This is a genomic window from Streptomyces sp. H39-C1 (assembly GCF_027158125.1).
GTDB lineage: Bacteria > Actinomycetota > Actinomycetes > Streptomycetales > Streptomycetaceae > Actinacidiphila > Actinacidiphila fildesensis.
The window spans coordinates 1-1361 of the sequence record NZ_JAPVLS010000264.1 but is presented as its reverse complement, the minus strand read 5'-3'; the positions used below and the strand labels follow the sequence as shown (position 1 = coordinate 1361).

1 protein-coding gene is annotated in these 1361 nt (G+C 64.0%); it reads left to right on the top strand.

Annotation, left to right across the window (positions count from 1 at the left end):
- Positions 1–54 precede the first annotated feature (54 nt).
- Positions 55–867: an IS5 family transposase gene (locus tag O3W51_RS48115; RefSeq protein ID WP_443048437.1), complete on the top strand. Its 813-nt coding sequence runs from the start codon at positions 55–57 to the stop codon at positions 865–867.
- Positions 868–1361 lie beyond the last annotated feature (494 nt).

Below are 1361 nucleotides of genomic sequence, written 5' to 3'. Positions count from 1 at the left end.
GGGCCACCTCATGATCATCTGGCTTAGACACCACAATGATCACGAAGCCCGTGCCTGCTCTGCTATGCGCCCCAACCGGTCACAACCCGACCAGCCGCACGACCCCGGAACTTGCAACCGCCCTGGAGGCCCACCGGACAGCCGGCCAAAGTCGAACTGCGTGACGTCTTCAATGCGATCCTCTACGTCAATCGAACGGGAATCCCCTGGAAATACCTCCCGCACGACTTCCCGAACCACGGCACCGTCTACTCCTACTACGCCGCCTGGCGCGACGAGGGAATCCTCGCCCAGCTCAACTACGACCTCACCGGCCTGGCCCGCGTGAAGGAGGGGAGCAAGCCCGAGCCGACCGCCTCCGTGATCGACACCCAAAGCGTGAAGACCTCCCACAACGTGCCCCTGACCAGCCAGGGAATGGACGCCGCGAAGAAAATCGTCGGCCGGAAGCGAGGCATCCTCACCGACACGATCGGACTGATCCTCGCCGTGACCGTCACCGCCGCCAGCCTGTCGGAAAACGCCGTGGGATTACGCCTGCTCGATCAGGCCAAGAAGACATACCCGACCATCTCCAAGAGCTGGGTCGACACCGGCTTCAAGAACGCCGTCGTCGAACACGGCGCCAACCTTGGAATCGACGTCGAAGTCGTCAACAGAAAATCCGGAGTTCGAGGTTTCCACGTCGTCAAAAGGCGCTGGGTGGTTGAACGAAGTTTGGGTTGGATCATGATGCACCGACGTCTCGCCCGCGACTACGAGACCCTCACCTCCAGCTCAGAAGCCATGATCCACATCGCCTCGATCGACAACCTCGCCAAGCGCATAACGGACGAGACCACACCAACCTGGCGAGGTACCTACTAGGACATAAACGGCAATCTGCCTAGATCAAATGCCCTCTGTGATCGGGGCGCCTGCGATGCCCCGCAGAAGGTCCGGCATCGGACTGCCCGGGAGGTCACGTTATCGGCTGCCTCTGGCACCGATCCTGCACACATGCGTCTTGATGAAGGGGCCGGCGGCCTACGGTCGGCAAGGATCCGCAGGTGCGCGGGGCCCTGCACTGTGCCCGGGCCGGGCACAGTGCAGGGCGTGTGGCACAGCTCGCTATGGGTTCCTCAGAGTTCGCTCCTCGGTCGGAAGGAGGCGCGGCTCAGCAGGTGCAGATGCGGATGTTGTGGGAGCCGGCGACGCCGTCGGCACCTGTGCGTGACGTCCGCGACGCCTGGTGTGCTGTTAGCAGGGCAGGGTGGTGTGTCCGGCGGCGCCGGTGGCGCCCGTGATGCCGTCCGCGGTCAACGTGGCAGCGGTGCCGTTGCCACCGTCGTTGCCGGGACACACCGGGCTTGCGGCGCCGC